This is a genomic window from Curtobacterium sp. PhB78 (assembly GCF_003751685.1).
Taxonomy (GTDB): domain Bacteria; phylum Actinomycetota; class Actinomycetes; order Actinomycetales; family Microbacteriaceae; genus Curtobacterium.
In genome coordinates, this window is sequence record NZ_RKIA01000008.1 from 88,814 (window position 1) to 112,726 (window position 23,913).

21 protein-coding genes are annotated in these 23,913 nt (G+C 71.4%); 15 read left to right on the forward strand and 6 right to left on the reverse strand.

Features of this window, described 5'->3' with window-relative positions:
• Nucleotides 1-7: 7 nt before the first annotated feature.
• The 7 genes from EDF53_RS17305 to EDF53_RS17335 all read left to right on the forward strand — a co-directional run bounded on the left by EDF53_RS17305 (nt 8) and on the right by EDF53_RS17335 (nt 8,849).
• Entirely contained in the window at nt 8-1,057 is a 1,050-nt protein-coding gene (locus EDF53_RS17305) for a sugar phosphate isomerase/epimerase (protein ID WP_123294703.1), read from the forward strand.
• A gap of 154 nt (nt 1,058-1,211) precedes the next feature.
• A complete protein-coding gene (locus EDF53_RS17310; RefSeq protein WP_123294704.1) occupies nt 1,212-2,552 on the forward strand; it encodes an ROK family transcriptional regulator in 1,341 nt (446 codons plus the stop codon).
• Nucleotides 2,549-3,586: an NAD(P)-dependent alcohol dehydrogenase gene (locus tag EDF53_RS17315; RefSeq protein WP_123294705.1), complete on the forward strand. Its 1,038-nt coding sequence runs from the start codon at nt 2,549-2,551 to the stop codon at nt 3,584-3,586. The genes EDF53_RS17310 and EDF53_RS17315 overlap by 4 nt, the downstream gene beginning before the upstream one ends.
• 376 nt (nt 3,587-3,962) lie before the next feature.
• Nucleotides 3,963-5,345, forward strand: a complete 1,383-nt coding sequence (locus EDF53_RS17320) for an MFS transporter (RefSeq protein ID WP_123294706.1) — start codon at nt 3,963-3,965, stop codon at nt 5,343-5,345.
• A gap of 183 nt (nt 5,346-5,528) precedes the next feature.
• Nucleotides 5,529-6,956: a bifunctional UDP-N-acetylglucosamine diphosphorylase/glucosamine-1-phosphate N-acetyltransferase GlmU gene (glmU, locus tag EDF53_RS17325; RefSeq protein ID WP_123294707.1), complete on the forward strand. Its 1,428-nt coding sequence runs from the start codon at nt 5,529-5,531 to the stop codon at nt 6,954-6,956.
• A 61-nt stretch (nt 6,957-7,017) separates the two neighbouring features.
• Nucleotides 7,018-7,995: a ribose-phosphate diphosphokinase gene (locus EDF53_RS17330; RefSeq protein WP_123294708.1), complete on the forward strand. Its 978-nt coding sequence runs from the start codon at nt 7,018-7,020 to the stop codon at nt 7,993-7,995.
• A 74-nt stretch (nt 7,996-8,069) separates the two neighbouring features.
• Nucleotides 8,070-8,849, forward strand: coding sequence for a putative protein N(5)-glutamine methyltransferase (locus tag EDF53_RS17335; RefSeq protein WP_260216037.1), 780 nt, complete (start codon nt 8,070-8,072; stop codon nt 8,847-8,849).
• 269 nt (nt 8,850-9,118) lie between these two features.
• Here EDF53_RS17335 and EDF53_RS17345 read toward each other — a convergent pair whose 3' ends face one another.
• Nucleotides 9,119-10,744, reverse strand: a complete 1,626-nt coding sequence (locus EDF53_RS17345) for a molybdopterin-dependent oxidoreductase (protein ID WP_123294711.1) — start codon at nt 10,742-10,744, stop codon at nt 9,119-9,121.
• Nucleotides 10,745-10,851: 107 nt separating this feature from the next.
• On the opposite strand from EDF53_RS17345, the gene EDF53_RS17350 reads away from it, so the two are divergent.
• Entirely contained in the window at nt 10,852-11,559 is a 708-nt protein-coding gene (locus EDF53_RS17350; RefSeq protein ID WP_131878190.1) for a hypothetical protein, read from the forward strand.
• A 96-nt stretch (nt 11,560-11,655) separates the two neighbouring features.
• On the opposite strand, the gene gndA is transcribed toward EDF53_RS17350, so the two are convergent.
• Complete coding sequence (gene gndA / locus EDF53_RS17355) at nt 11,656-13,113, reverse strand: NADP-dependent phosphogluconate dehydrogenase (protein ID WP_123294713.1); 1,458 nt, start codon at nt 13,111-13,113, stop codon at nt 11,656-11,658.
• Nucleotides 13,114-13,222: 109 nt separating this feature from the next.
• On the opposite strand from gndA, the gene EDF53_RS17360 reads away from it, so the two are divergent.
• Complete coding sequence (locus EDF53_RS17360; protein ID WP_123294714.1) at nt 13,223-13,762, forward strand: gluconokinase; 540 nt, start codon at nt 13,223-13,225, stop codon at nt 13,760-13,762.
• Here EDF53_RS17360 and EDF53_RS17365 read toward each other — a convergent pair.
• Nucleotides 13,749-14,012, reverse strand: coding sequence for a hypothetical protein (locus tag EDF53_RS17365; protein WP_260216041.1), 264 nt, complete (start codon nt 14,010-14,012; stop codon nt 13,749-13,751). The genes EDF53_RS17360 and EDF53_RS17365 overlap by 14 nt on opposite strands.
• Nucleotides 14,013-14,226: 214 nt before the next feature.
• Here EDF53_RS17365 and EDF53_RS17370 point away from each other — a divergent pair, with 214 nt between their 5' ends.
• Both EDF53_RS17370 and EDF53_RS17375 read left to right on the forward strand, forming a co-directional pair.
• Nucleotides 14,227-15,570, forward strand: coding sequence for a sensor histidine kinase (locus EDF53_RS17370; RefSeq protein ID WP_123294715.1), 1,344 nt, complete (start codon nt 14,227-14,229; stop codon nt 15,568-15,570).
• Complete coding sequence (locus EDF53_RS17375; RefSeq protein ID WP_123294716.1) at nt 15,567-16,238, forward strand: response regulator transcription factor; 672 nt, start codon at nt 15,567-15,569, stop codon at nt 16,236-16,238. Before EDF53_RS17370 ends, EDF53_RS17375 begins: the two co-directional genes overlap by 4 nt.
• 122 nt (nt 16,239-16,360) lie before the next feature.
• On the opposite strand, the gene EDF53_RS17380 is transcribed toward EDF53_RS17375, so the two are convergent.
• Nucleotides 16,361-16,957 carry a class I SAM-dependent methyltransferase gene (locus EDF53_RS17380; RefSeq protein ID WP_123294717.1) on the reverse strand — a complete coding sequence of 199 codons (597 nt, stop codon included), beginning with the start codon at nt 16,955-16,957 and terminating at the stop codon, nt 16,361-16,363.
• Between the two features lie 77 nt (nt 16,958-17,034).
• Here EDF53_RS17380 and EDF53_RS17385 point away from each other — a divergent pair, with 77 nt between their 5' ends.
• Entirely contained in the window at nt 17,035-17,844 is an 810-nt protein-coding gene (locus tag EDF53_RS17385) for a sugar phosphate isomerase/epimerase (protein ID WP_185021097.1), read from the forward strand.
• Here EDF53_RS17385 and uxaC read toward each other — a convergent pair.
• A complete protein-coding gene (gene uxaC / locus EDF53_RS17390) occupies nt 17,834-19,273 on the reverse strand; it encodes a glucuronate isomerase (protein WP_123294719.1) in 1,440 nt (479 codons plus the stop codon). The two genes, EDF53_RS17385 and uxaC, sit on opposite strands and share 11 nt — an antisense overlap.
• 71 nt (nt 19,274-19,344) lie before the next feature.
• Nucleotides 19,345-20,343 carry a LacI family DNA-binding transcriptional regulator gene (locus EDF53_RS17395; protein WP_111084911.1) on the reverse strand — a complete coding sequence of 333 codons (999 nt, stop codon included), beginning with the start codon at nt 20,341-20,343 and terminating at the stop codon, nt 19,345-19,347.
• Nucleotides 20,344-20,573: 230 nt separating this feature from the next.
• On the opposite strand from EDF53_RS17395, the gene EDF53_RS17400 reads away from it, so the two are divergent.
• Genes EDF53_RS17400 through EDF53_RS17410 form a run of 3 tightly spaced genes read left to right on the forward strand, consistent with a single transcriptional unit; the run spans nt 20,574 to nt 23,901 of the window.
• Nucleotides 20,574-21,929 carry an ABC transporter substrate-binding protein gene (locus EDF53_RS17400; RefSeq protein ID WP_123294720.1) on the forward strand — a complete coding sequence of 452 codons (1,356 nt, stop codon included), beginning with the start codon at nt 20,574-20,576 and terminating at the stop codon, nt 21,927-21,929.
• Nucleotides 21,929-22,945: a carbohydrate ABC transporter permease gene (locus tag EDF53_RS17405; protein ID WP_123294721.1), complete on the forward strand. Its 1,017-nt coding sequence runs from the start codon at nt 21,929-21,931 to the stop codon at nt 22,943-22,945. The genes EDF53_RS17400 and EDF53_RS17405 overlap by 1 nt, the downstream gene beginning before the upstream one ends.
• Entirely contained in the window at nt 22,942-23,901 is a 960-nt protein-coding gene (locus EDF53_RS17410; RefSeq protein WP_173170724.1) for a carbohydrate ABC transporter permease, read from the forward strand. The genes EDF53_RS17405 and EDF53_RS17410 overlap by 4 nt, the downstream gene beginning before the upstream one ends.
• Nucleotides 23,902-23,913 lie beyond the last annotated feature (12 nt).

Sequence of the window (23,913 nt, forward strand, 5' to 3'; positions counted from 1 at the left end):
GACGACGATGACGACGACGGACACGAGCGACCAGGCGGAGCCGACCCGGGCCTCCCGGCCGGTCACGCTGTTCACCGGACAGTGGGCCGACCTGCCCTTCGAGGAGGTCGCCCGGCTCGCCGGCGACTGGGGGTACGACGGACTCGAGATCGCCTGCTGGGGCGACCACCTGGACGTCCGGCGCGCCGCGACGGACCCGGCGTACGTCGCCGAGCGGCAGGCGATCCTGGAACGCAACGGGCTGCAGGTCTGGACCATCGCGAACCACCTGGTCGGCCAGGCCGTGTGCGACGACCCCATCGACCAGCGGCACGAGGACATCCTGCCGCCGCACGTCTGGGGCGACGGCGAGGCCGAAGGTGTCCGACAGCGTGCCGCCGAGGAACTGCAGTGGACCGCACGCGCCGCAGCGGCACTCGGGGTCGACACCGTCACCGGGTTCTCCGGTTCGTCGATCTGGAAGACCGTCGCGGGCTTCCCGCCGGTCCCGCCGAGCATGATCGACGCCGGGTACCAGGACTTCCACGACCGGTGGTCGCCGATCATCGACGTGTTCGAGGAGGTCGGGGTCCGCTTCGCGCTCGAGGTGCACCCGTCCGAGATCGCCTACGACTACTGGACCGCCAAGCGCACGCTCGAGCTCTTCGCGGGTCGGCCGGCGTTCGGGTTCAACTTCGACCCCTCGCACTTCGTCTGGCAGGACCTCGACCCCGCCGCGTTCCTGCTCGACTTCGCCGACCGGGTCTACCACGTGCACTGCAAGGAGTCGGTGAAGCAGCTCGACGGGCGCAACGGCCGGCTCGGGTCGCACCTGCCGTGGGGCGACCCCCGCCGCGGCTGGGACTTCGTGACCGCCGGACACGGTGACGTGCCGTGGGAGCGCGTGTTCCGCGTGCTGAACCACATCGGGTACACCGGCCCGACCAGCGTCGAGTGGGAGGACGCCGGCATGGACCGACTCGTCGGAGGACCCGAGGCGCTGGCGTTCGTGCGGCAGCTCGGCACGATCGCGCCGCCGGAGGCCTCGTTCGACGCCGCGTTCTCGCGTTCGCGGTGACCGGCGGTTCCGGGCGTACCTGCCGGATCCGGGCGTACCTGGTCGTTCGTTTCGACCAGGTGTGCCCGATCCCGCTTCCCATCGCGGGCGTTCTGGGAAGGACCGAACACGCGAGGATGGGCCAGCACACACGGAGCACGACCGAGAGGACCCGATGGCTCGCCTGACAGCGGCACCCGTCGTCGCGCAGACCCCGACACGCGGCAACGCTGCACGCGTCCTCCGCCTGGTGCACGAGGACGGTCCCATCACCCGCGCCGAGATCACCCGACGCACCGGTCTCAACCGGTCGACCACGCTCACGCTCGTCGGTGAACTGGTGGAGCGCGGACTCGTGCACGAGGACGTCCCCGCGACGGGCAGCACGAGCGCCGGTGTCGCGGGCAGTCCGAGCCCTGGCGTCGGCCGTCCGAGCCCCGTCGTTCGTGCTGCCGCCGAGGTGGTCGCCGTCGCCGTCACGGTCGAGGTGGACGCCGTCACCGTCGCGTTGGTCGGGCTCGACGGCAGCGTGCGCGACCGTGCGGTGGCGTCGAGTCGCTCGGCCCCGACCGCTGCCCAGGCAGTCGAGACCATCGCCGGACTCCTGGACGGCCTGGTCGCCGGCAACGCCGTACCCGCCCGGATCGCCGGCATCGGCGTCGCCGTGCCCGGGACCGTACGGGTCGAGGACGGCGTGGTCCGCTCCGCGCCCCACCTGGGCTGGCACGACGAACCGATCGCCCGTCCCCTCGCCGAGCGCACCGGCCTGCCGGTCCGTGCGACGAACGACGCGAACTCCGGTGCCTGGGCGGAGCGCCTGTACGGCAGCGGCCGCGGAGTCGACGACCTGATCTACCTCAACGGCGGCGCGAGCGGTATCGGCGGCGGTGTCATCAGCGCCGCCCGGCCCCTCAGCGGCGCGGACGGCTACGCCGGCGAGCTCGGCCACACGTTCGTCGCGGCGAACGGTGTCCGCTGCCACTGCGGGGCCGTCGGGTGCCTCGAGACCGAGGCCTCGCGCGACGCCCTCGTCGCGGCGGCCGGTGTCGCCCCGGACGACCCGTCCGCGCTCGCCGCGGTGCTCGCGCAACGCCGACCCGAGGTCGAGCGGGTGGTCGACCGCCAGGTGACGGCGCTCGCCACCGCGCTCCGCAACGCGATCCACACCGTCAACCCCGAGGTGGTCGTCCTCGGCGGGTTCCTCGGGGTGCTGCTCGAGCACGTCGGCGACCGCATCGAGGTCGAGGTCCGCGCCCAGTCGATGGCCGCCGTGACCGAACGGCTGCGGATCGCTCCGGCGGCGCTCGGTGCCGACGTGCTGCTCCGCGGCGCCGCCGAACTCGGGTTCCGTGACCTGCTGCGCGACCCGACGGCAGCCCGGCTCGTCCCGAGGCCAGCTCCAGCCGACTCCACGACCACCCACACGCCCGACCGCTCCACCACCCACACGCCCGACCGCTCCACCACCCCCACGTCCGACCGCGACGCCGCGGCCGAGGAAGCGAGAACCCCATGACCTCCATCCAGCGCCAGCGCACCAGCGTGCTGCTCGGGACCCAGGACCTGACCGTCGAGGACCGCCCCGTGCCCGAGGTCGAGCCGGGCGACGTGCTCGTCCGGGTCGCCGCCGTCGGGGTGTGCGGCTCCGACGTGCACTACTACCGCCACGGCCGCATCGGGGACTTCGTCGTCGAGGAGCCCCTCGTCCTCGGCCACGAGCTGTCCGGCACGATCACCGCTGTCGGCGCTGGCGTCGACCCCGCCCGCGTCGGGGAGCGCGTCGCCGTCGAACCGCAGCGCCCGTGCCACCGCTGTGCGCAGTGCCTGGCCGGCCGCTACAACCTCTGCCCGCACATGCGCTTCTACGCGACCCCGCCGGTCGACGGCGCCTTCGCCGAGTTCGTCACGATCGAGGCCGAGTTCGCCCACGTCCTGCCCGACTCCGTCTCGTTCGAGGCCGGTGCCCTGCTCGAACCGCTGTCCGTCGGGATCGCCGCGGTCCGCAAGGCCGGCATCGTCCCCGGGTCCTCGGTGCTCATCGCCGGTGCCGGTCCGATCGGGATCATCTGCGCCCAGGCCGCGCGGGCCTTCGGCGCCACCCGGATCGTCATCAGTGACCTGGTCCCCGAGCGCCGGGAGCGTGCGTTGCAGTACGGCGCCACCGAGGTCGTCGACCCGACCGTGGTGTCCGTCGCCTCGGACATCGCCCCGGTCGACGCGTTCATCGACGCCAGCGGTGCTCCCCGTGCCGTGTCCGACGGCATCAAGGCGGTCGGACCGGCCGGCGCCGCAGTGCTCGTCGGGCTCGGCAACTCCGAGATGACCCTGCCCGTCGAGCACATCCAGAACCTCGAGGTCACGGTCACCGGGATCTTCCGCTACACCGGCACGTGGCCCGTCGCGATCGGCCTGGTCGCCTCTGGACAGATCGACCTCGACTCGCTCGTGACGGGTCGGTTCGGCCTCGACGAGGTCCGCGAGGCACTCGAGAGCGACACCGACCCGGAGTCCCTCAAGTCGGTCGTCTACCCCGGCGGCGTCCCCGCCTGAGCGCGCACGGTGCGCGGTTCGCCGCCCCGTGCCGCGTTGTGTGCCACGTGCGGGGTTGCAACCGGACACGGTGCGCGGAAGCTCGCACCGGGTGACGACGCGCGCACGGTGCGGACGGGAGGCCCGTGGCCAGGCCGCCACGCGCCTCCCGTCCGGCTGGCGTCTGGCGCACGGTGCGAGGCTCGTCGTTGTGTCCACGGTCGTCGGCATGGTGTCGCCCTGTGGGCGGACACGGTGCGCGGAAGCTCGCACCGGGTGACGACGCGCGCACGGTGCGGACCGGAGGCCCGTGGCCAGGCCGCCACGCGCCTCCCGTCCGCTACGTGACCCGGAACGGGGCCACCGGCGCGTCACCGGGACGCGCTACGGTTCGCGCATGACCGCTTCACCGGCCGCCGTCGTGCCGCAGCGCACCGACCGGCGCGCGCTCGTGTCCTGGGCGCTGTGGGACTGGGGGTCCGCGGCGTTCAACGCCGTCGTCACCACGTTCGTGTTCAGCACGTACCTGGCCAGCCGGGCGTTCGTCGACCCGGCGAAGGTGGCCGACACGTCCGCCGCGGGCACGGCGTTGGTGGAACGCGAACTCGCCCACAACGCCGCGGTGGTCTCCACGGCACTGACGATCGCCGGCATCGTCGTCGCGCTCGTGGCCCCCGCCATCGGGCGCCTGGCGGACTCGTCCGGGCACCGCCGCCGGTCCGTGCTCATCGCCACGATCGGCATCGTGCTGTCCATCGGCGGCATGGTCTTCGTCGCACCGAGCCAGCCGTACCTCGTGCTCGGGGCGGCGCTGCTCGGCATCGGCACGGTCGCGTACGAGATCGCCAGCGTCGGCTACAACGCCATGATCGGGCAGGTCGCCTCGGGGGAGCGCACCGGCCGGGTGTCCGCGATCGGGTGGGCCGCCGGGTACTTCGGCGGCATCGTGCTGCTCGTGCTGCTGCTCGTGCTCTGCATCCAGGACTTCCGCGGCGACGGCGTCGTCGGCGGACTCCTGCAGCTGCCGGCCACCGTCGCGACCGGGCAGTGGGACGTCCGCGTCGCCATCGGCATCGCCGCCGTGTGGCTCGCGGTCAGCTCGATCCCGCTCTTCGTCGTCGTGCCCGAGGCCGCGCCCGACCACCGGCACACCGGCGGTGTGCTCGGTGCCTACCGCGACCTGGGTCGGGACATCGCCCGGCTCTGGCGCGAACGGCGGAACGTGCTCGCGTTCCTGGTCGCCAGCGCGGTGTTCCGCGACGGCGTCGGCGCGGTGTTCACCTTCGGCGGCATCATCGCGGCGCAGGTGTTCGGGTTCAGCGCCTCGCAGGTCATCCTGTTCGCCATCGCCGCGAACGTCGTCGCCGGCGTCGCCACCTTCGTGTCCGGACGGCTCGACGACCGCTTCGGCTCGCGCGCGCTCATCATGGTGTCGCTGATCGGCCTCGCGGCCTGCGGGCTCGGCGTCCTGGCGGTCGGTACTCGGACGGAGTGGTTCTGGGTGCTGGGGCTGACCCTGGCGTTGTTCGTCGGACCGGTGCAGTCGTCGTCGAGGGCGTACCTGGCGCGGCTGGCGACCCCCGGCCGCGAGGGCGAGCTCTTCGGCCTCTACGCCACCACCGGCCGGGCGGCGTCGTTCCTGGCGCCGGCGCTGTTCGGTGTCGCGGTGACGGTCGGCGGCTCGACGCGTTTCGGGATCCTCGGGATCGTGGTGGTGCTCGTCGTGGGGCTGGTGCTCATGGCGTTCGTGAAGGCCGAGCCGCGGGTGCTGCGCGCGTAGGTGTTCGGGTGTAGCTGGTCGTTTCGGGCGTAGCTGGTCGTTTGTTCCGGCCAGGTACGCCCGATCCCGCTTTCCATCCCGAGGTCGATGGGAAGGAACGTCCCCGGTGCGGTTGTGCGCACGGTTCTGCACAGGGCCGCGGTTCCAGCGGACTCCGCAGCGCGGGTGCGCCAGGATGGACCCATGACCGACCAGCGCATCGCCGTCGTCGTCCTCGCCGCCGGGCAGGGCACGCGCATGAAGTCGTCCACCCCCAAGGTGCTGCACCGGCTCGCCGGGCTGCCGCTCATCGCGCACGTCCTGCGGACGGCGTCGTCCCTCGGGCCGGAGCACGTCGCAGTGGTCGTGCGGCACGAGCGTGACCTGGTCGCAGCGGAGATCACCGAGCGTGCGCCCGACGCCATCGTCGTCGACCAGGACGACGTCCCCGGCACCGGCCGCGCGGTCGAGGTCGCGGTCCAGGCGCTTCCCGCCGACTTCGACGGAGCCGTCGTGGTGCTCTCCGGCGACGTCCCGTTGCTCGACGCGGCGTCGCTCCGCCTGCTCGTCGACGCCCACGCCGGCGGGGGAAACGGTGCGACCTTCGTCAGTGCGATCGCCCCGGACCCGACCGGCCTCGGACGGATCGTGCGGGATGCTGACGGCGCGTTCGTCGGGGTCGTCGAGCACAAGGACGCGACAGCCGAACAGCTGGCCATCGTCGAGGCGAACGCGGGCATCTACGCGTTCGACGTGACGCGCCTCCGGGCGGTCCTGCCGTCGCTCACCACGGCGAACGCGCAGGGCGAGAAGTACATCACCGACGCCCCCGCGCTGATCAGTGCGCGAGGCGGGCGCATCGACGTCGTCACGCTCACCGACCCGTGGCTCGTCGCCGGCATCAACGACCGCGCGCAGCTGTCCGACGCCGCCCGCGAGCTCAACGCCCGCATCGTCCGCCGACACCAGCTCGCCGGCGTCACCGTGCAGGACCCGGCCACCACCTGGATCGACCTCGACGTCTCGATCGAAGCGGATGCCGAGGTCCTGCCCGGCACCCAGCTCCTCGGCGCGACCGCCATCGCCGCCGGTGCCGTCGTCGGGCCGGACACCACGCTGCGCGACACCGAGGTGGGCGCCGGCGCGACGGTGAACCGGGTCGACGCCACCCTCGCGGTCATCGGTGACGGTGCCTCGGTAGGGCCGTTCGCGTACCTGCGTCCGGGCACGATCCTGGGCGACCAGGGCAAGATCGGCACCTTCGTCGAGACGAAGAACGCGAAGATCGGGCGCGGCAGCAAGGTCCCGCACCTGTCGTACATCGGCGACGCCGAGGTGGGCGAGGACTCGAACATCGGTGCGAACACGATCACCGCGAACTACGACGGCGTGCACAAGCACCGCACCGAGGTCGGCTCGCACGTTCGTACAGGCTCGCACAACGTGTTCGTCGCCCCGGTTAGGATTGGTGACGGTGCGTACACGGGTGCCGGAACGACGGTCCGCAAGGACGTCCCGGCCGGATCGCTCGCGATCAGCTACGCCCCACAGCGCAACACCGACGGATGGGTCGAGGAACACCGACCCGGCACACCGGCGGCCGAGGCTGCTCGGCACGCGAACGGCGAATAGATCCTGGCGACCACCGGTCGTCGACATCGACCCCACACGGGTCAGGGAGTGAGCACCGCACTTGTCCGGAATCAAGACAACCGGCCAGAAACGACTCGTCCTCGTCTCGGGGCGAGCACACCCGGCGCTCTCCGCCGAGATCGCAGAGGAACTCGGTGTCGACCTGGTCCCCACCGATGCCCGGACCTTCGCGAACGGTGAGCTGTACGTCCGGTTCGACGAGTCGGTCCGCGGGTGCGACGCGTTCGTCATCCAGTCGCACACGGCGCCGATCAACGAGTGGCTCATGGAGCAGCTCATCATCGTCGACGCGCTGAAGCGGGCCTCGGCCAAGCGCATCACCGTCGTCGCGCCGTTCTACCCGTACGCCCGTCAGGACAAGAAGGGCCGCGGCCGCGAGCCGATCTCGGCCCGCCTGGTCGCCGACCTGTTCAAGGCCGCGGGCGCGCACCGCATCATGAGCGTCGACCTGCACGCCGCCCAGATCCAGGGCTTCTTCGACGGCCCGGTCGACCACCTCTTCGCCATGCCGGTGCTGCTCGAGCACTTCCGCGAGATCCTCGACCCGTCGATGCTGACGGTCGTGTCGCCCGACATGGGGCGCGTCCGCGTCGCCGACATCTGGTCCGAGAAGCTCGGTGCACCCCTCGCCATCATCCACAAGCGTCGCGACCCGCTGGTCCCGAACCAGGTCACGGTCCACGAGATCGTCGGCGATGTCTCCGGCCGCTGGTGCCTGCTCGTCGACGACCTGATCGACACCGGTCGCACGATCGCCAAGGCAGCTGAGGCGTTGAAGGCTGCCGGCGCGATCGGCGTCGTCGTCGCCGCGACCCACGCCGTGTTCTCCGACCCGGCCACCGAGCTGCTGCAGAGCGAGTTCATCGACCGCGTCGTCGTCACCGACACCCTGCCGGTGCCCGTCGAGAAGCGCTGGGACCGTCTCGAGATCCTGCCGATCGCCCCGCTCCTGGCCCGCGCCATCCACGAGGTCTTCGACGACGGGTCCGTCACGTCGATGTTCGACGGCGCAGCGTAGCGGAGCCGTCGAACCATGGGCACAGCCGACGGCGCCTCACCGTCTCGTCGACGTGACGTGTTTGCGGAACGTTGGTGACCCATCCCGCGCGTGACGCCCTCGCGGCCCGGCTCCGGGCCGCGGGGAGCGTCTTCGCCGAGGACGAAGCCGACCTGCTCCTCGAAGCAGGCGACGGTGAACCCGTACGGCTGCGTTCCCTGGTCCAGCGTCGCCTCGCCGGTGAGCCGCTCGAGTACGTCCTCGGCTGGGCCGCCTTCGACGGACACCGCATCCGGGTGACCACTGGGGTGTTCGTCCCCCGTGCCCGGACGACCGTCGTCGTCGAGCAGGCTGCCCGTCGGTTGCAGCGCTACGACCGCGTGGTCGACCTGTGCTGCGGCGCCGGTGCGATCTCGGTGGCGTTGTTCGGCCGGGTCGGCGCGCTCGACCTCGTGGCCACGGACATCGACCCGGATGCCGTCGACGTCGCGGCCGAGAACATCGGCGACCGCGGGATCGTCGTCGCCGGCGACCTGTTCGCGCCGCTGCCGGACCGGTTCCGCGGTGCCGTCGACGTCATCGCGGTGAACGCCCCCTACGTCCCGACGGCGTCGATCGCGATGATGCCGGTCGAAGCGCGTGAGCACGAGCACCGCGTGGCCCTCGACGGTGGCGCGGACGGCCTCGACCTGCACCGGCGGATCGCCGCGGGAGCGGGGGAGTGGCTGCGCCCCGGTGGTTTGGTCGTGATCGAGGTGTCGGTGGCGCAGGCAGATGCGTCGGTCGCGGCGTTCGTGTCCGCCGGGTTCACGGCCGTGGTCGAGCAGGACGACGATGTCGACGGCACCTGCGTCGTCGCGACGCTCCCCGTCTGACCCGACGAGTCAGAGCCGCACGAGCCCGAGCCGCACGGGCTCGACCCGCACGGGCTCGACCCGCGCGAGTTCGGCCGGCACGGGCTCGACCCGCGCGAGTTCGGCCGGCGCCTGGTTCGCCGACCGGTCGCGACACGCCGCTCAGTTCCGTCGAGGTCGCACAGACGGCCGTTCGGACGCTCGACATGCCGAGATCTCGGAACCTCGACGACCAGCGGACGGCGTGCCGCGCGGCCCCACCCGACGCCCCCGAACCGCGCCGGCCAGCGCTACTTCGCGTCGACCGTCACCGACGCCCAGCCCGAGGCCCCGTTCGGCGCGGGCGGCCGCTCGACGCTCGTCTGCACCTCGCCGTCGGCGCTCACGGCACGGACCTCGATCCGGTGCGACCCCGCGGTCGGCGTCCACCGCAGCACCCACTGACGCCAGGTGTCCGCGGACACCGATTCGGCGAGTTCCGCCTGCTGCCACGCACCCGAGCCGACCCGGACCTGCACGGCCTTCACCCCGGTGTGCGGCTGCCAGGCGACCCCGGCGATGGCGACCTGCTCGCCGACGGTCACGGTCATCCCGTTCCGCGGGGTGTCGATGCGGGACTCGAGCTTCACGGGCCCGCGTTCCGACCATCCGCGCGGCGTCCAGTACCCCTGTGCATCGGCGAAGCGCGTGACCTCCATCTCGGTCACCCACTTCGTCGCCGACACGTACCCGAACAGCCCGGGCACGACCATCCGCGCCGGGAACCCGTGCTCGGTCGGCAGCGGTTCACCGTTCATGCCGATGGCGAGCAGCGCGTCGGTGCCCTCGTCCTGCAGGACGTCCAACGGCGTCCCGGCGGTGAACCCGTCGATGCTGCGGGACAGCACCATGTCGGCGTCCCCGGTCGGCTTCGCGCGGGCCAGCAGCTCCCGGATCGGGTACCCGAGCCAGAGCGCGTTGCCGATCAGGTCGCCGCCGACCTCGTTGGACACGCAGCTCAGGGTGGCCATGTGCTCTTCGAGCGGCAGGGCCAGCAGCTCGTCCCACGTCAGCGTGACCTCGTTCTCGACGGCGCCGTGGATGCGCAGGCGCCAGTCGGCCGGGTCGATCGAGGGGACACGCAGCGCGGTGTCGATCCGGTAGAAGTCGGCGTTCGGCGTGACGTACGGCGTGATCCCGTCGACGTCGAGCGAGGCGCCGCCCGGCACGGCCGGTGCGGGTGTCGCCGCCGCGGGCAGGCGCACGGCTCGTCGGGCAGCGGCGACCGCCTGCATCGCGGACGACCCCACCCGGGAGGCCGTGCCCACCACGACCGCGACCGCTGCGGTCGCGACACCCCAGACCAGGAACGCGCGGCGCTCGGTCGAGGCAGGTCGCGGTGACGCCGACGGGACGGCCGCTGCGGCCTCCCAGCGCCGGAGCCGACGGAGCAGCAGTCGCAGGGTGATCACGGCGGCTGCCACGCCGAACACGGTGGGAGCGCCGTCGAACGTGCCGCTGCCGGAACGGGTGCTCACCGCGATGAGCGCGAGCACGCCGCCGACGGCGAAGACCAGTGCCCCGAAGGGCGGCCGAGCGCGCTCGAGGACCCCGGCCCCGGCGCTGATCGCGGCGACGATGACGGTCATGAGCGCGAACAGTGCGACCTTGTCGCCGGTGCCGAACAGGGCGACCATCAGGTTCTTGGCCCCGGCCGGTGCGAGGTCGATCACGGTGGACCCGACGGCCACCAACGGACTGCCGGCACCACCGAGGAGCAGCGCCCCGAACTCGGCGATCCCGAGGAAGGCGGCGGCGGCCACGAGACCGACGGCCGCAGCGAGGACCGCGGGCCGGCGGAGCGGGGCTCCGGCGGGGCGTTCGTCCGTCGATGGGTCGTCCGGCGTCGGGACGTCCGTGGTGCGTTCGGTGGTCACCGCCCGAGCGTAGGTCGCCTGGCCGCTCGTCCGCTGTGCGTGCGGTTCCCCGGGCGTTCACCGACCCCGGCCAGCACCTGCCGATCGGGCCGTGCGAGGATCGGGGTGTGCCGAGGCGTCCAGATCCAGTTCCGCGCCCCGGCCGCGCCCGCCGCTCCGACCGCACGCCGATGTCGGCGGCGCAGCGCCTGTCCACGTTGCGGTGGGTGATCGTGGGCATCTGGGCAGCGCTCCTCACCGCGCGGATCATCGTCGTCGCGACGGCGCCCGACGTGGACCTGTCCTGGTTCGGGATCGTCGAGTTCGGTGCGATCGCGCTGGGCGTCACGGTCATCGTGGTCGCGGTCTTCCGTGCCGCTGCGGTACGTCGCCGGCACGCTGACGAGGCCCTCGCGCTCGCCATCCGCCGCATCGACCCCACGGTCTGGCTCGTGCCGGCGGCTCCGACGACCGAACTGCGCGACGCGATCGCCGAGGTCCGGCCGGAGGTGAGCCTCGGTGCCCGTGTGACGTGGGCGTTCGGGGCGACCGAGGCCTCCCTGTGGGAACTCGACGACCGCAAGGCCACACGGTTGCTCGTGGTCCGGTGGAGCCGGGTGGTGCACGTCGGGATCGAGGACGTCCACGGCGACGGTGACCGCGCCGATGCCCGTCGGGCGTGCGCGGTCGCGATCCACTACGTCCGGCCGGACGACACCCCGGCGGTCGCGACCTTCTTCGTGCGGACGGCTCCCGGCTCTCGTCGGCTGCTCGGCCGCGGACAGCGGCTGGACCGGCTCGTCGCCGACCTCGCGCGCGAGCGCATCGTCGCCTGAACCGAGCACATCGTCGTGACCGAGCGCACTGCTGTCGGACGTGGGAAGGGCCCCGCCGATCGGCAGGGCCCTTCGAGGGTGCGGTCGTGCCGCGGTCTAGTGGGTGGACGGTTCCTGGTCGACCTCGCGGCGGTCGTCGTCGGACCACAGCGTGTGGAAGGTGCCGTCCTTGTCGATGCGCTGGTAGGTGTGCGCGCCGAAGAAGTCGCGCTGCCCCTGGATGAGCGAGGCGGGCAGCCGCTCGGAGGCGAGCGAGTCGAAGTAGGACAGCGCCGACGAGAAGCCCGGCGCGGGGATCCCCGACGCGGCGGCGATCCCGACGATGCGGCGCCAGGCGGCTTCACCCTCCTGCACGGCGTTCGCGAAGTACGGGTCGACGAGCAGTGACTCGAGCTCCGGGTTCTTGTTGTACGCCTCGACGATGCGGTTGAGGAACTGGGCGCGGATGATGCAGCCACCCCGCCAGATCTTCGCCACGTTGCCGAGGTTGATGTCCCAGCCGTACTCCTTCGCCCCGGCGATGATCAGGTCGAAGCCCTGCGCGTAGGCGACGACCTTCGAGGCGTAGAGCGCCGCGCGGACGTCGTCCTCGAAGCCGTCGGGGACCTCGGCGATGTCGGGCCGGTCCGGGAACGCCTGCTGCACTGCGGCACGCTGCGACGGCTTCGACGACACCGCGCGGGCGAACACCGCTTCGCCGATGCCGGAGACCGGGATGCCGAGTCCGACCGCGTTCTGCACGGTCCACACGCCCGTGCCCTTGGAACCCGCTTCGTCGCGGATGACGTCGACGAGGGGCTTGCCGGAGTCGGCGTCGCGCTGCTTCAGGACCTCGACCGTGATCTCGATCAGGTAGGACTCGAGGTCGCCGCCGTTCCACTCCTGGAACACCTTGACCAGGTCCTCGACGGAGAGCCCGCCGACGCGGCGGAGCAGGTCGTAGGACTCGGCGATGAGCTGCATGTCGGCGTACTCGATGCCGTTGTGCACCATCTTGACGAAGTGGCCGGCGCCGTCGGTGCCGATGTGGGTCACGCAGGGCTCGCCCTCGGCGACCGCCGCGATCGACTTGAGGATGGGGCCCAGGGTCTCCCAGGCTTCCTTCGAGCCGCCGGGCATGATCGACGGCCCCTTGAGCGCGCCCTCTTCACCACCGGAGATGCCCGTGCCCACGAAGTTGAGACCCTTCTCGCGCAGGTCGTGCTCACGCCGGATTGTGTCGTGGAAGTTGGCGTTGCCGCCGTCGACGATGATGTCGCCTTCCTCGAACTTCTCGGCGAGCTGCGAGATCACGGCGTCGGTGCCCTTGCCGGCCTGCACCATGATGATCGCCGTGCGCGGCTTCGAGAGCGAGGCGACGAAGCCGTCGATGTCCTCGGACGCGATGAAGCCGGCGTCGCCGTGCTCCTTGATGAGTTCTTCGGTGCGGGCGTAGGTGCGGTTGTACACCGCGACCGTGTTGCCTTCACGCGACGCGAGGTTGCGTGCGAGGTTCGACCCCATGACGGCGAGGCCGATGACCCCGATGTTCGCCTGACCAGTGCTGTCTGCCACGTCGTCTCCTTTGTCCGGACGTGAGACCAACCTACGGTCGGCGCCCTGGGACCGCACGGGTGTTACGGCAACTGGGGACCACTGTTCACCCCGTCAATACTGTGGAGGGATGACCGACACCGCTGTCCTCCCACCCGTCCTCGTCATGGGCGTCTCCGGGTCCGGCAAGTCCACCATCGGGCAGGCGCTCGCCGACGCGCTCGCCGAGCAGGGCCAACCGACCGTGTTCGTCGACGCCGACGACCTGCACCCGGCCGGGAACAAGGAGAAGATGCGGCAGGGCATCCCCCTCACCGACGACGACCGCTGGCCGTGGCTCGACGCCTGCGCCGCGCGGATCGCCGCCGTCGAGGCGTCCGGGAGCCGCTGCGTGATGGCCAACTCGGCCCTCAAGCGCGTCTACCGCGATCGGCTCCGGCAGTCGGCGCCGGGCCTCGTCATCGCGTTCCTGGACGGCTCGCACGACCTCGTCGCCGAGCGGCAGGCGCACCGGCACCACGAGTACATGCCGTCGTCGCTGCTCGACTCCCAGTTCGCGACGCTCGAACGACCGCAGGCCGACGAGGCCGCCGTCGATGTCTCCATTGACGGGCCGGTCGACGACACGGTGACGACGATCCTCGCGGCGCTGTCGGTCACTTCCGGCTGAGCTCGGACAGCCGGGCGCGGTACTCCTCGGCGTCGATGTCGCCGCGCGCGAAGCGGTCGGCGAGGACGCCGCGAGCGTCGGAACGGGCCCGCCACGACCCGCGTCGGAGCACGCCGAACACCAGGAAGACGACGAGGAACGTGACGAAGAAGAACACCGGGAACACGAAGAACGGGAAGCCCGGGCCCTGCCAGTGCGGCCCGTACGTCGCTGCCGCGGTGAATGCTGTTGCCGAGATGGTGCTGAACACGGAGACCTCCAGTGGTCGGGTTGGGTGCCGCAGGAGCGACAGGACAAGCGTCCGGTCTGGAGGCCCGTCCCGCGTCCGCCACCGAGGGGCACTTCCGTCTGCTCCCGCGGGTGTGGACGGGATTCTCCTGCACACCCCGGTACTCCCGGGGGAGTAGTCCACAGGTCCTCGTGCGGCCGATGCCGCCGCGGACGGGCGACCCTAGGCTCGACCCATGACCACGGCACCGCGCAGCGATGACCTCGACCGGGCCGGTGCCCGGTGGCGGGGACGTCCCCGGTTCGCCCGGGTCGGGCGGGTCGTGCCGGTCGCGTTCGTGCAGATCGTCGGGACCCTGTTGGCCGCGCGGATCACGCCCGCCGGTCCGGGCGGACCACCGTGGACCCGATCCGCGGCGGCCGTCGGAGTGGACCCGGTCGTCCTGGGCCCACTCGCGGTCGCGCTGCTCGTGGCGGGGGTCGTCGTCCTGCCCTGGCGCTGGCGGTGGCCGCGCTCCGTGCTGTTGCTGACCCTGGCCACGACCGTCGGGTACGCCGTCGTCGTCAGTCCGCGCGGACCGTTCGTGGCCGCCTTGACGATGGCGATGGCGAACGCGTGGTTGCGCGGCCACCGTCGGACCGTCGCTGCTGCCGCGGTCGTCGCAGTGGCCGTCCTGCCGACGGCCGACGTCGTGCTCGGACGGGCACCGACGATCGACCTCGCGGCCGTCGGACTCTGCGTCGCGTGGGTCACGGTGACGATCGTGGTCGCCGAACTCGTCCGGGTGCGGACCGAACGCGTGGCCGAACGCCGTCGTGCCCGTGTCGAGGCCGAGCGTCGGCGCGCGGGTGAGGAACGGGTGCGCATCGCACGGGAGCTGCACGACTCGGTTGCCCACAGCATGTCCCTGATCACCCTGCAGGCCGGCGTCGCGCTGCACCTCGGTGCGGAACTCCCGGCTCCGACCAGACAGGCCCTGGTCAACATCCGTGACTCGAGTCGCGATGCCCTCGTCGAGCTCCGGACGATCCTCGGGGTCCTCCGGTCGGTCGACAGCGACCGGCGCGACGGTGACGGTGACGGACCGGACCGGAGTCCCGTCCCCGGACTCGAACGTGTCCCCGACCTCGTGGAACGTGCCCGAGCCGCCGGCGTCGCCATCGAGCTCTGCGTCGACGGCGATCTCGGGTCGGTGCAGGGGACCACCGGGCGCAGCGCGTTCCGCATCGTGCAGGAGTCCGTGACCAACGTCATGAAGCACGCCACGGGGCACGTCGCCCGCATCGAGGTCACCATCGGACCCGACGTCTTGGACCTCGCAGTCGAGGACCGACCGACGCCCGGCGCGCCGACCTCGTCCGACGGCACCGCCGTGCCGGCCGGGATCGGCACGACGGGCAACGGCGTCATCGGCATGCGGGAGCGAGCGGCCGCGGTCGGCGGCGACCTGCGGGTCGGCCCGACGACCGACGGCGGCTGGCGGGTTGCGGCCAGGTTGCCGCTGGGAACGGATGGTTCGGTCGACTCCGCGGGCGGCGCAGTGGATCCGGCCGACACGTCGGAAGGTGCCAGCGCATGACCACCATCACCGTCCTGCTCGTCGACGACCAGGTGCTCGTCCGCGCCGGTCTCCGGGCGCTCCTCGATGCCGAGCCGGGCATGACCGTCATCGGCGAGGCGGGGGACGGGGACGCCGCCGTCGACCTCGCCCGTAGCCTGCGTCCCGACGTCGTGCTCATGGACATTCGGATGCCGGGCACCGACGGCATCGCTGCGACGCGACGGATCAGCGCCGACGCCGCGCTCGACGGGGTGCACGTGGTCATCCTCACGACCTTCGAGCAGGACGACTACGTGTTCGAGGCGATCCGCTCCGGTGCCGCCGGGTTCCTGGTGAAGGACACGGAGCCGGCCGAACTCCTCCGGGCTGTCCGGACCGTGGTCGCCGGGGACTCGCTCCTCTCGCCGCGGGCGACCCGCTCCCTGATCGAGGCCTACGCGACCCACGCCAAGCCCGCGTCCCTCGCTCCGGGGCTCGGCGTCCTCACCGACCGTGAGCGCGAGGTCATGCAGCTCGTCGCGATCGGCCTCACCAACACCGAGATCGCCGAGCAGCTCTTCGTCAGCCCGCTCACCACGAAGACGCACGTGTCCCGCGCGATGATCAAGCTCGGCGCGCGTGACCGCGCGCAACTCGTCGTCTTCGCCTACGAGACCGGCCTCGTCACCCCCGGCTGGCAGCCCTGATGCCCCGGTACGCTCGCGGGATGAACGTCATGCGCACTGATCTCGACGCACTGCTCGACCGCGCGCTCACCGAGTACGCCGACGCGCTCACCCGCCTCGCGACCCGCCGGAGCTGACCGGACTCACCGCCGCTTCGCGCGGATGGCAGCGTGCGGCCGCTGTCCCTGATCGACCCGGGCCCGGACGTCCACCACGTCGAACCCGTGGTCCTCGAGGACCTCCGCCAGCGCGCCCGTCGGCCACCGGTACGCCGTGACGACCGCGTGGTCGAAGGACTCGATCGAAGGCCCCTCGAAGAACCCGACCAGCAGGCCGCCGCCCGGCCGGAGCACCCTGCGGAACTCGGCGAAGACCTCGCCGACGCAGGACGGATCGTGGTGGATCACGGAGTACCAGGCGAGCACCCCGTCGACGCTGCCGTCGTCGAGACCGGTGGACTCGATCGCGCCCAGGCGGAAGTCGACGCCGTCGTGCGCACGTCGTGCGTGCTCGACGAAGGGTGCGACCGCGTCGATGCCGATCACTGCGTGCCCACGATCCGCCAGGTGTGCGGCCCAATGCCCCGGCCCGCACCCTGCGTCGAGGATGCGAGCACCGGATCCCGACGCCCAGGCCTCGACCTGTGTCCGGTCCTCGTCCTGGACGGCCGACATCGATCCGAGGACCTCCGCGTACTCGCCCGCACGGTCGCCGTACGCAGCGGTGACGTCGAGGTCCATCGTCCGACCGTACCGGCGCCGGTGGCAACGGACGGCAACAGTCGCCGTCGGCACCTCGGACGAGTTGCATGGACCGCATGTCGTCCAGGGGACTCGGCGTCGTGGCCGGGGCAGAACTGACCGAGGTGGTCCGCCGCGCGGGCGCGGACCACGTGGAGCCGACGATCGCCGGCAACCTCGCGGTCCGCGACGGAACGGGGTGGCGGCGGAACGAGGTCTACGCCGGCCAGCGGTTCCCGTCCTTCGCCATCCTGGTGCCCGGCGATCTCCCGCTGCTGACCACGGAGCTCGGGACGGTCCGGTCGTACTTCGAGTCGGTCCTGCCGATCGTGCGGTCGGTCGCGGAACCGGGCGCGACGATCGTCTTCGGGTCGGGGACCGCTCGGAACGCTCCCGACGGCATGGCGGGCGACGACGCCCTTCGCCGGTTCGGCGAGGTGGTCCGGACCGCACGCGATGTGGCCGCCGCGAACGACCTGCGCATCGTGGTGGAACCCCTGAGCCGCGCGGAGACGAACGTCCTGCACACAGTCGAGGCGACGGTGTCGTTCCTCGACGGTGCAGCCCTCGACGGCGTCGGCGTCGTCGCCGACCTGTTCCACATCCGGAACGAGGGCGAGTCCTTCGAGGTCCTGCGGCGCCACGGCGACCGGATCGGGCACGTCCACCTCAGCGACCCGGACCGTCGGCCACCCGGCACGGTCGACGACGTCTGGCACGAGTTCCTCGCCGCCGTGCACGACGGCGGGTACCGGGGCGCCGTCTCGCTCGAGTGCCGGTGGGCGCTCGACGCCGAGACCGCCGAAGCCGAGATCCGTTCCGCGCTGGAACGCGTCCGCAGCGTCACAGCCCCGGCCCCGGCCACGGCCCGCACCGCTACAGCTTGAACGTCGCCCGCGGGATGTCGGACACGATCCGCCGTGCGGTGCGGACGGCGTCCTCTTCCGAGATCTCGTGCGTGACGACGAGTGACGCCAGGTACGCCGCGTCCGCTCGCCGCGCCATGTCGTGCCGCGCGGGGATGGAGCAGTACGCCCGGGTGTCGTCGATGAACCCGGAGGTCTTCGTGAACGACGCCGAGTCGGTGATCGCGGAACGGTAGCGGCCGATCGCCGCCGGGGTGTCGATGAACCACCACGGCGCTCCGGCGTAGACGGCGGGGTAGAAGCCGGCGAGCGGGCCGATCTCGCGCGAGAAGACGGTCTCGTCGACGGTGAACAGCACGAGGTGGAAGCCCGGAGCGGTGCCGAAGGAGTCCAGGAGCGGCCGCAGCGGCGTGGTGAAGGAGCCGACGGCGGGCAGGTCGTGGCCGGTGTCCGGGCCGAAGCGTTCGAGCGTCGGCGCGTGGTGGTTCCGGATGACGCCGGGGTGCAGCTGCATGACGAGGCCGTCCTCGACGCTCATCTCGGCCCAGCGGTAGAGCATGTCGTGCCGGTACGCGGTGGCGTCCGCCTCGGAGACGGAAGACGGGTCGCGGAGCGCCTCGGCGTGGATTCGCTCGCGCGACGTGGCGGACAACGGCGACGATCCGGCGTCGAGCACCCCGGTGTCCGTGGCCGTCGCGCCGTGCTCGATGAAGTACTGGCGACGTGCGCGGAGTGCTGCCAACAGCCCTGCGTGGCTGCCCGTGTCGATGCCGGCGGCTTCTCCGACGGACGCGACCACGGGCCTCCAGTCCGGCCGCGACGGGTCGAACACGGCGTCCGCGCGGAAGGTGGGGACCACCCGGCCGGTGAACGTGGGGTCGGCGGCGAGCTGCGCGTGCGCGGCGAGGTCGTCGGCGGGGCCGTCGGTGGTGGCGAGGACCTCGATGCCGAAGGTGTCGAACAGCGCGCGCGGGCGGAAGGCGGGGGAGGCCAGCAGGCCGGCGATGTGGTCGTACTGGGCGTCGGCGTTCGCCGCCGACGGCTGCTCCGTCAGTCCGAAGACGTCGTGCAGCTCGGTCTCGAACCAGTAGCGGACGGGGGTGCCGAGGAAGTCGTCCCAGTGGTCCGCCAGGTTCCGCCAGATGGCGCGACCGGGAGGCACGGGGCTGGTCCCCGACAGGTCCGCGCGTCCCAGCGCGGCCAGGTCCACCCCGTTCGCGTGCAGCAGGCGGAGCACGTAGTGGTCGGGCGTGATGAGCAGCGACGCGGGGTCGCTGAACGGCTGGTCGGCGGCGATGAGCGCCGCGTCGACGTGGCCGTGCGGGGAGATGATCGGTGCGTCCTTGACCGCGTCGTAGACGGTCCGTGCCACCTGGCGTGCACCGGGGTCGGCGGGGAGCAGCCGGTCGGGGTGCGGGGCGAGACGGGTGGCGGTGCTGGTCTGGGTCATCATCGACTCCTTCGGGGAACGGCCGGGACGGCGGGGAACGGGAGAACGGCGGGGAAGGGTGTGCGCCAGTGTCAGGCGGGCGCGGGACCCGTCGACTCCCGGACGGTCAGGTGGGTGGGCAGTGCGACGGCGCCGGTCATGTGCTCACCGGGCAGCTCGTCGGCGGGGATCGCACCGAGGCGGCCGAGCAGCATCCGGATCGCGACCCGGCCGGCGCGTTCGATCGGCGAGGTCATCGTGGTGAGCGGCGGGTTGCAGAAGTCGGCACCGAAGATGTCGTCGCAGCCGACGATGCTCATGTCCTCGGGGACGCGGACGCCCCGTTCCCGCAGCCGCGCGAGCATGCCGATCGCGATCAGGTCGTTGAAGGCGATGCAGGCCGTGGCCCCGGCGTGCACGGCGGCGTCGGCGGCTGCGGCTCCGGAGTCGACGAACGGCGCGTGCGGCCCGATGCGGGCGACGCGGACGCCGAGGCGCTTCGCGACGCGCACGAGCGCCTTCCACCGGCGTTCGTTCGACCACGAGCTGTCCGGACCGGCGACGTAGAGCACGTCGCGGTGGCCCAGGGAGACGAGGTGCTGCACGGCCTGCTCGACGCCGCCGGGGGTGTCGATGAGCACCGAGGGCACCCCGGCGGGGCGACGGTTGACGACGACGAGGGGGATCCGTTCGGCGAACCGGGCGATCTGGGCGTCGGACAGGCGTGAGGCGGTGAGGACGACGCCGTCGGCCTTCGCGCCGATCGAGCTCAGGGTGGCGAGCTCGGCGTCGGCGGACTCCTCGGTGTCGACGAGCAACTGCGTCCACCCGGCGCCGGCGAGCTGGTGCTGCGTGCCACGGATGACGTCGAAGTAGAACGGGTTCGTGATGTCGGAGACGAGCACGGCGACGGCCCGGGTGCGGCCCGACGTCAGGGCGCGTGCCTGCGAGTTGGCGACGTAGCCGAGTTCGCGGGCCGCTCGTTGGATGCGCTCCTGCGTGGTGTGGTTCACGCGGTCGGGCAGCGAGAGTGCGCGGGACACGGTGGACGGGGCCACGCCGGTCGCGTCGGCGATGTCCCGGATGGTCACGCGCCGGGCAGCGCTGAAGCCGGCGCCGGCGCTCGTGTCGGCGCTCGCGTCGGATCGCGTGCCGAAGCCGCTGCCGGCGCCGGAGACGTCGATGTCTGTGTCGCTCACGAGGCCGAACGTATTCGCGTCTGGCAACAAGTGGCAACCGGTTGCCGGATGTTGCCAACGGCGGAACAGTGGTGCCACCGGGCAGCGCCGCCCGGAGGAGGTCTCGAGGAGGAAGCCCCCGGATGAACAGAACACGGCTGAAGCCCCGCACCCTCGTCGGTGCCGTCGCGGTGATCGCCCTCGCCGCTCTCTCCCTGCAGGGCTGCGCCGTCGTGAACGGCAGCGGCGACGACCCGAACACCCTCCGCGTGATGATGGGCGCGGACACCACGTACCCCAAGGAGCGCAAGCAGTGGCAGCAGGACACCGCTGCCGAGTTCAAGCGCACCACCGGTGCGGACATCCAGTGGGAGACCTACTCGTCCGCGCAGGAGGAGTTGACCGCCATCCAGACCAGCGTCATCTCCGGCCAGGGCCCCGACGTCTACGCCATCGGCACCACGTTCACCCCGACCGCCTACGCCACCGGTGCCTTCGTCGAGATGGGATCGAAGGAGTGGAAGGCCATCGGCGGCAAGGACCAGTTCGACCCGGCCTCGTTCGGCATCTCGGGGCCGAGCGACTCGAAGCAGATCGGGATCCCGTTCGCCAGCCGTCCGTTCGTGATGGCCGTCAACAAGGACCTGCTCGCGAAGGCCGGCATCACCGACATGCCGACCACGTGGGACGAGCTGACCGAGGACGCGAAGGCGACGACGACCGGTGACCGGCACGGCCTGGCGATCGCCTACGCCGACGGCTTCGACCCGTGGAAGTTCGTGTGGGGCATGGCGCAGAACGCCGGCAACACCATCGTCGACGGCTCGAAGGCCGAGATCGACAGCGACGCCGTCGAGAACGCGTACCGGACCTACTTCGACTGGGTCACGAAGGACGGCGTCGTCGACAAGGCCGCGATCGGCTGGAACAACGCGCAGGCCCTGGCCCAGTTCACCGAGGGCAAGGCCGCGTTCTTCCCGATGACGACCACCACCGCGATCAACTCGTTCAAGGACACCAAGGTCGACGGCAAGTACGAGTTCGCCCTGCTCCCCACCGTCCCGCCGGGGGCCAGCGAGCGCCCGGCCGACGGCATCGAGGCCGCGAGCATCCTGTCCGGCGACAACTGGGTGGTGGCCGACTACGGCACGAAGCAGCAGCTGTCCTTCGACTTCGTCAAGCAGCTCAGCGCACCGAAGGCGCAGCTCGAGTACTACGACCTGTTCGGCAACCTGCCGACCAATGCGTCCGCCGCCGCTGACCTGGCAGCAGACAACCCGCAGCTCAAGCCGATCATCGACGCGGGCCGCCTGTCGAAGCCCACCGCCTTCACCGGCGCCTGGTCCGACATCCAGCTCGCCCTGGTCGACGTGGTCGTGCAGTCGATCCCGTCGCTCAAGAGCGGCGAGGTCACCGACGACCAGCTCCGCAAGCGTCTGCAGGACGCCCAGAAGGACGCCCAGTCCACCCTCGACCGTCAGAAGAACGGAGGTCTGTGATGACCAGCACCCAGACCAGACCGCCGCAGCGCACGGAGCAGACGGTCCGCCCGCACGGCACGACGCCGCTGTACAAGAAGGAGCGTCCGCTCTGGATGCTCATCCCCGGCGGGGTCCTCATGCTCGCCGTCATCGTGGTGCCGCTCCTGGTGGGCTTCTACATCGCGATGCTCGACCTGGACCAGTACACGCTGCGGCAGTGGTTCAGCGCTCCCTTCATCGGCTTCGCGAACTTCACCGAGGCCTTCACGAACTCGCCCCTGCTCCACTCGATCTGGATCTCGGTGTCGCTGTCCGTCCTGGTCACCGCGGTCACCGTGCCGATCGGCGTCGCGGCCGCGATCTCGACGCAGAACCGGTTCCCGGGGCGCGGCCTCGTCCGGTCGATCTACCTGATCCCGTACGTGCTGCCCGCGTTCGTCGTCGGCACGTTCTTCCGCACGATGCTGCAGCCGCAGGGCGTCGTGAACTCGATCCTGCACACCGACGTGCTCTGGCTGAACGGCTCCGCGTCGTACTGGGCGCTGGCCGGCGTGATGATCTGGACGAGCTGGCCGTTCGTCTACCTGCTGTCGCTCGCCGGACTGCAGGCCGTGGACAACGAGGTGCACGAGGCCGCCGCGCTCGACGGGGTGACCTGGTGGGCGAAGCTCCGCTACATCATCTTCCCGTACCTGCGCGGGCCGCTCAGCCTGGCGGTGATCATCGCGATCCTGCACAACATCAACAACTTCACCCTGCCGTTCGTGCTGTTCGGCATCCCGCTGCCGTCGAGCGTCGAGGTCATGCCCGTCCTGACGTACATCGCGAGCTTCCAGTCGTTCCGCTTCGGTCTGTCCGCGGCCATGGCGATCTGCTCCCTCGTGATCGTCGCCATCCCGCTGTTCGTCTACCTGCGAGCCGTCAAGCTCGACACCGGTGACGACGCGGGCCCCAACCGGAAGCAGCGCCGCGCCGACCGCGCCACGCTCGCCGCCGCCCCGACCGCCGCCGACATCGACGGAGCACGAGCATGAGCACCCAGAGCACATCCTTCGCCGGCACCACCCGGACCCGCCCGACGTCGACCTTGACCGAGAGCATCACCGCACCCGGTCGACGCCACAAGCGCCCCTACGACACCGACGTCACCCGGCTCCTGCCCCGCTGGCTGCTCATCGTGGTGATCGCGATCATCATCGCGTTCATCGCCGTCCCGGTCCTGTACATCCTGTTCGGCTCGGTGAACTCGGACGTCGCGGTCGCCCGCGGCGAGTACTTCCCGTCCGAGTTCACGCTGTCGAACTACGTCGAGATCTGGTCCACGGTCGCCCTCGGCGAGGGGCTGGTCAACTCGATGCTCACCGCCGGCGCGGTCGCCATCGCGAGTGCGGCGCTCGCCGTGTCCACCGCGTACGTGCTGGTCCGGTTCCGGTTCCTCGGCCGCCTGACCATCCTGCGTGGGCTCCTCGCGCTGCAGTCGATCCCCGGCACGCTCCTGCTGCTGCCCGTGTTCGTGGTGTTCTCGAACATCGCCAGTGCCACGGGCGTGCAGATCATCGGCACCCGCTGGGGTCTGTTCGTCACCTACCTGACGTTCGCCCTGCCGTTCTCGACCTGGGTCATGGTCACGTACCTGCGTGGTCTGCCCAAGGAACTCGAGGAGGCCGCCCGCATCGACGGCGCCTCGAGCACGAAGATCCTCACGAAGATCGTCCTGCCGCTGTCGTGGCCCGGCATCGTCGTCTCGGCGATCTTCGCCTTCCTGCTCGGCTGGAACGACGTCCTGTTCTCCACGATCATGACGACCCCGAACACCCGGACGGTGGCCGTGGTCCTGCAGGTGCTCGGCACCGCGCAAGAGGGCGGCGCTGTCCCGATCTACGGCCAGATGATGGCCGCCTCGATCGTCTGCGCCGTGCCGGTCGTCGCCCTCTACCTCATCTTCCAGCGCTACCTGGTGGGCGGTCTGACGGCCGGCTCCGTCAAGTGAGCGCGGCAGTCA

Excerpts from the sequence above, each read along its gene's own strand:
- EDF53_RS17305 (WP_123294703.1), top strand. The coding sequence starts at position 8 with ATGACGACGACGGACACGAGCGACCAGGCGGAGCCGACCCGGGCCTCC.
- EDF53_RS17310 (WP_123294704.1), top strand. The coding sequence starts at position 1,212 with ATGGCTCGCCTGACAGCGGCACCCGTCGTCGCGCAGACCCCGACACGC.
- EDF53_RS17315 (WP_123294705.1), top strand. The coding sequence starts at position 2,549 with ATGACCTCCATCCAGCGCCAGCGCACCAGCGTGCTGCTCGGGACCCAG.
- EDF53_RS17320 (WP_123294706.1), top strand. The coding sequence starts at position 3,963 with ATGACCGCTTCACCGGCCGCCGTCGTGCCGCAGCGCACCGACCGGCGC.
- glmU (WP_123294707.1), top strand. The coding sequence starts at position 5,529 with ATGACCGACCAGCGCATCGCCGTCGTCGTCCTCGCCGCCGGGCAGGGC.
- EDF53_RS17360 (WP_123294714.1), top strand. The coding sequence starts at position 13,223 with ATGACCGACACCGCTGTCCTCCCACCCGTCCTCGTCATGGGCGTCTCC.
- EDF53_RS17370 (WP_123294715.1), top strand. The coding sequence starts at position 14,227 with ATGACCACGGCACCGCGCAGCGATGACCTCGACCGGGCCGGTGCCCGG.
- EDF53_RS17375 (WP_123294716.1), top strand. The coding sequence starts at position 15,567 with ATGACCACCATCACCGTCCTGCTCGTCGACGACCAGGTGCTCGTCCGC.
- EDF53_RS17380 (WP_123294717.1), bottom strand. The coding sequence starts at position 16,957 with ATGGACCTCGACGTCACCGCTGCGTACGGCGACCGTGCGGGCGAGTAC.
- EDF53_RS17385 (WP_185021097.1), top strand. The coding sequence starts at position 17,035 with ATGTCGTCCAGGGGACTCGGCGTCGTGGCCGGGGCAGAACTGACCGAG.
- uxaC (WP_123294719.1), bottom strand. The coding sequence starts at position 19,273 with ATGACCCAGACCAGCACCGCCACCCGTCTCGCCCCGCACCCCGACCGG.
- EDF53_RS17400 (WP_123294720.1), top strand. The coding sequence starts at position 20,574 with ATGAACAGAACACGGCTGAAGCCCCGCACCCTCGTCGGTGCCGTCGCG.
- EDF53_RS17405 (WP_123294721.1), top strand. The coding sequence starts at position 21,929 with ATGACCAGCACCCAGACCAGACCGCCGCAGCGCACGGAGCAGACGGTC.
- EDF53_RS17410 (WP_173170724.1), top strand. The coding sequence starts at position 22,942 with ATGAGCACCCAGAGCACATCCTTCGCCGGCACCACCCGGACCCGCCCG.